Genomic DNA, 3,672 nt, shown 5'->3' on the forward strand with positions numbered 1-3,672 from the left:
CCGCCTTTGGCTGTAATCGCATCTTTCAGTGCAGTGTGCTTCGCTTCTGCCGCTGCTACTGCTGCTTTCGCCGCTGCAATTGCTGCATCAACATTATCAAGCACACCATTGCTGTCCGCATCGTTCACATTTGGAACGGTGGTGTTCAATGCATCTAATTTGCCTTGCAATGCAGTTTTGTCCGCAGATGCTGGCAAGTTGGTGACTAAATCTTGCGCTGTGCCTTTTAAGCCATCCAATTCTAATTTAATCGCATCTAAGTCTGCTTTGTCCTGAGGATTGATCACGCCGCCTTTGGCTGTAATCGCATCTTTCAGTGCAGTGTGCTTCGCTTCTGCCGCTGCTACTGCTGCTTTCGCCGCTGCAATTGCTGCATCAACATTATCAAGCACACCATTGCTGTCCGCATCGTTCACCGCAGGAACAGTAATCACAGGGTCAGTTAATTTATCCAAGCGTGCATCAAGTGCATCTTTGGCTGCTTGTTCTGTCGATGGTAATGCATCAACTTTTGCTTGAGCTGCTGCTTTCGCCGCTTCAGCATCAGTCTTAGCCTTTTCAAGCGCCGCTTTTTCGGTCGGGTTGATTAAACCGTCTGTGTTCGCTGCTGTTAAGGCATCTTTCGCATCTTGATACGCTTCTACTGCCTTATCAACCGCCGCTGTTGCTGCTTTATATGCTGCTGACGGTCCTTGGTCGCCCCCACCATTTCCACCATCACTACCGCCGCCACTTAAGCCTGCTGCCAAACCTCCCACAGCAACTGCCCCTGCAGCCCACGCCCAAAGAGGCACGCCCTCTGAATATAATAATGGCTCAATTGTCGTTAATGGCTCATACACCACTTCAGCAAGAAATGCGCCTGTTTCATCCGTTAACTTCACCCAAAGCAACTGATTGCCATCTTCTAATACCAGACTGTTATCGGTTGCTGTCGTGGTGCTATAGAAATTTTGAATCACAATAACTTCACCGCTTTTTAAACGAATGACAACATCCGCTCCATTGCGCTGAATCTCTGAAATATCTGCTTTTGCAACCCCTAATGTCACCACCGAGGCTTCGGTGAGTGCAACACTATTCTTATCTGTCGTCTGAGATAAAACCTCGTGTCCTTCTTTTGCAACAATTTTAATACTTGGCATGCTTTCACCCTGATTGTTAGATTTTAATAGCTAAAAAGTAAACAAAAATACATAGACACCATACAATATACTAGAAAGAATGTGAATCACCTTGCATAATTTTAATTAAACTTTAAATGTTATACATATTTCTATGTATAGCTACCTCTTATTTCTGTTCGTATAAGCCCCAAATTTAAAATTAGATCTATTCTATTCAAATTTAAGTTACAACCTGGGTGTAGGGTCGGCGTAATTCTGTAAATTTATCTTTCAATGACTTCGTATTTTACCTAGATGGAATCACTGCATGGGCTTGCTGATCCGCATCTGCAATGACCTTACGGTATTGTTTTATGTCATAATCCTCATCTGTATAGTTGGATTGACTATGTAACCCACATTCTTTCAGTAGGCCTGCAATTTGAAGTGAATAAAAACAAGTATAAATTTCCGCACTGGGATGAAATTGAAGCAATGTTTGCGGAAGATGATGAATAAATTGTAAATCGGTACTGAATAAGGTATCAAGAAAGGCAAAGCGCTGCCCATCGACCTCATTACTCCAGACCACTTGTGTCAGATATTCCAGATTGAACTGATAGCAAATCACGGTTCCTCGCGACACCACGCGAAACTGATTGAGCTTAAAGCAAGTTGTTAGACTCTATTAGATTGTAAATGTCTAATTAGACTTCTTTAATCTAATAGGATCTAATCAGGCCAATAAAGTACCCTCCTTACCGACTAAGTCGGTTTATTTTATAAATCCATTTTTTTGTGGTTTAATAGACATATATAGACATAAGACCCAATATTATGGATTTAATATTCAAAAAACCTGAAGAAATTGTTACTTTATTATGTGAAAGGCTTCGCAAAGAAAGACTTTATCTGGAAATGACTCAGGCAGACGCTGCTAAACGTGCTGGTATTAGTGTGAATACAGTATCTAATCTAGAAGCTGGTCGAAATGTCTCATTTGAAAATTTCGTACGTGTTGCCATGGTATTGGGCCGATTAAAAGAATTAGAGGAACTCTTCAAACCTCATTTAAACAGTGTAAACGACATTCTCCGCTATGAGAGCAATACGGCTCGCCAACGTATCAAAAGGAAATAAATCCATGCTCAAAAAACTTAATGTTTACTACAATGGATGGGGTGAATATTGGCTTTGGGGTACACTGGCCTCCTCAACCGCAATCACAGGTCGGCCATTAATCGCCTTTGAATACAGTGCAGAAGCGATCAGTAAAGGTTTAGAACTTTCCTCTTATCTACTTCCGTTAAAAGGTGACCCATTAAGAACGAACTTTCCTATACATCAAATGGGATTGCCAGGTCCTATATATGATGCCCTACCCGATGGTTGGGGCATGCTCCTTATGGATCGCTTATTTAAAAAAAATGGACTCAATCCAGCACGGATTGGGCCATTAGAACGACTCACGTATATTAATACACATGCGATGGGGGCATTATCCTTTGAACCTTCAGCACCTGAGTTAGCCTTAACTGAAAATATTCCACTGATTAAACTCGCTCAAGAAGTCCAGGAAGTTCTCAAAGGAGAAGGTGCTGAATTTTTACAGCATTTATTAGTTATGGGTGGATCACCACAAGGTGCAAGGCCAAAAGCACTCGTCTATCGTGATCCTGTCACCAACGAATTCTCAACAGTTAGCTCACATCAACATGAAGCCTGGCTGATCAAATTTCCCGCACAGCAAGAGCATCCTGAAGTTTGTGCAATTGAAGCTGTTTATGCAGAATGTTTACGTCATTGTGATATTGACACCCCTGATACTCAATATTTTACTCTTCCGAATGGATTAACCGCATTTGCATCAAAAAGATTTGACCGCCATGATGGTATGCGTATCCCTATGCAAAGTTTAGCTGCCTTCACCGGAGCTGATTTTAAATCACCAGGGAGTTTAGACTACAGTAACTTTCTTCGCGCTGCACACTTTTGCACCAATGATGTTCGCGAAAAAGCAATTGCATTCAAGCGAGCTGTTTTCAATGTAGTCTTCAATAATCGAGATGATCATTGCAAAAACTTTTCATTTCTGATGTCCCAAAATGGGCAATGGAAACTCGCCCCTGCCTATGATGTTACTTTCTGTGAAGGGCCAGGTGGATATCATCAAATGGATATCATGGGTGAGGCACTGGATATTCCTCGACAAGCTCTTGTAAAACTTGGTACTCAGGAAGCAGAACTTTCTGCCCAAAAAGTCGATGAAATTATTGGCTCGATTTGTAAGGTTGCAATCCGATTCAGCGATATCGCTCATGATCTATTACCTGGACAAATTCAAGCAGAGACTCTCCAAATGATCCAAAATAGGATTGAGCATAATATTCATTTATTGAAATGAATATAAAACATTTTCATGAGGATTAAGAATCATTATATTAGATTTCTTTCATAAGTCATTTTTCACTCAGCTCCAAGTTATAAATTCCAGCAATTAGATTGAATCTTAATGCTAGTCTTTTGCCTCGATTGCGATATCGCTCAGCAAGAATTTTGAAGGTTT

At 41.2% G+C, this 3,672-nt stretch carries 4 protein-coding genes and 1 pseudogene; 2 read left to right on the plus strand and 3 right to left on the minus strand.

All coding sequences use genetic code 11. The features are described from left to right. Positions 1 to 1,145: BapA prefix-like domain-containing protein (locus FTV03_RS13700; protein WP_180041776.1), on the minus strand; the 1,145-nt coding region annotated here is incomplete at its 3' end. 268 nt (positions 1,146 to 1,413) lie between these two features. Further along, on the minus strand, positions 1,414 to 1,752 hold the full coding sequence (locus FTV03_RS18205; RefSeq protein WP_218950658.1) for a hypothetical protein: 339 nt from the start codon (positions 1,750 to 1,752) through the stop codon (positions 1,414 to 1,416). Between the two features lie 191 nt (positions 1,753 to 1,943). On the opposite strand from FTV03_RS18205, the gene FTV03_RS13715 reads away from it, so the two are divergent. Together FTV03_RS13715 and FTV03_RS13720 are read left to right on the plus strand one after the other, a co-directional pair. Further along, positions 1,944 to 2,246 (plus strand): helix-turn-helix transcriptional regulator, encoded by a 303-nt coding sequence (locus FTV03_RS13715; RefSeq protein WP_180041778.1) that lies wholly within the window; start codon positions 1,944 to 1,946, stop codon positions 2,244 to 2,246. Between the two features lie 4 nt (positions 2,247 to 2,250). Continuing rightward, complete coding sequence (locus FTV03_RS13720) at positions 2,251 to 3,510, plus strand: type II toxin-antitoxin system HipA family toxin (RefSeq protein ID WP_180041779.1); 1,260 nt, start codon at positions 2,251 to 2,253, stop codon at positions 3,508 to 3,510. Positions 3,511 to 3,565: 55 nt separating this feature from the next. Here the strand turns inward: FTV03_RS13720 and FTV03_RS13725 are convergent. Beyond that, positions 3,566 to 3,672 (minus strand): annotated as a pseudogene (locus tag FTV03_RS13725) (IS5/IS1182 family transposase); the annotation flags it as partial.

The sequence above is a fragment of the Acinetobacter sp. YH12218 genome (genome assembly GCF_013417925.1).
In the GTDB taxonomy this organism is placed as follows: Bacteria; Pseudomonadota; Gammaproteobacteria; order Pseudomonadales; family Moraxellaceae; genus Acinetobacter; species Acinetobacter amyesii.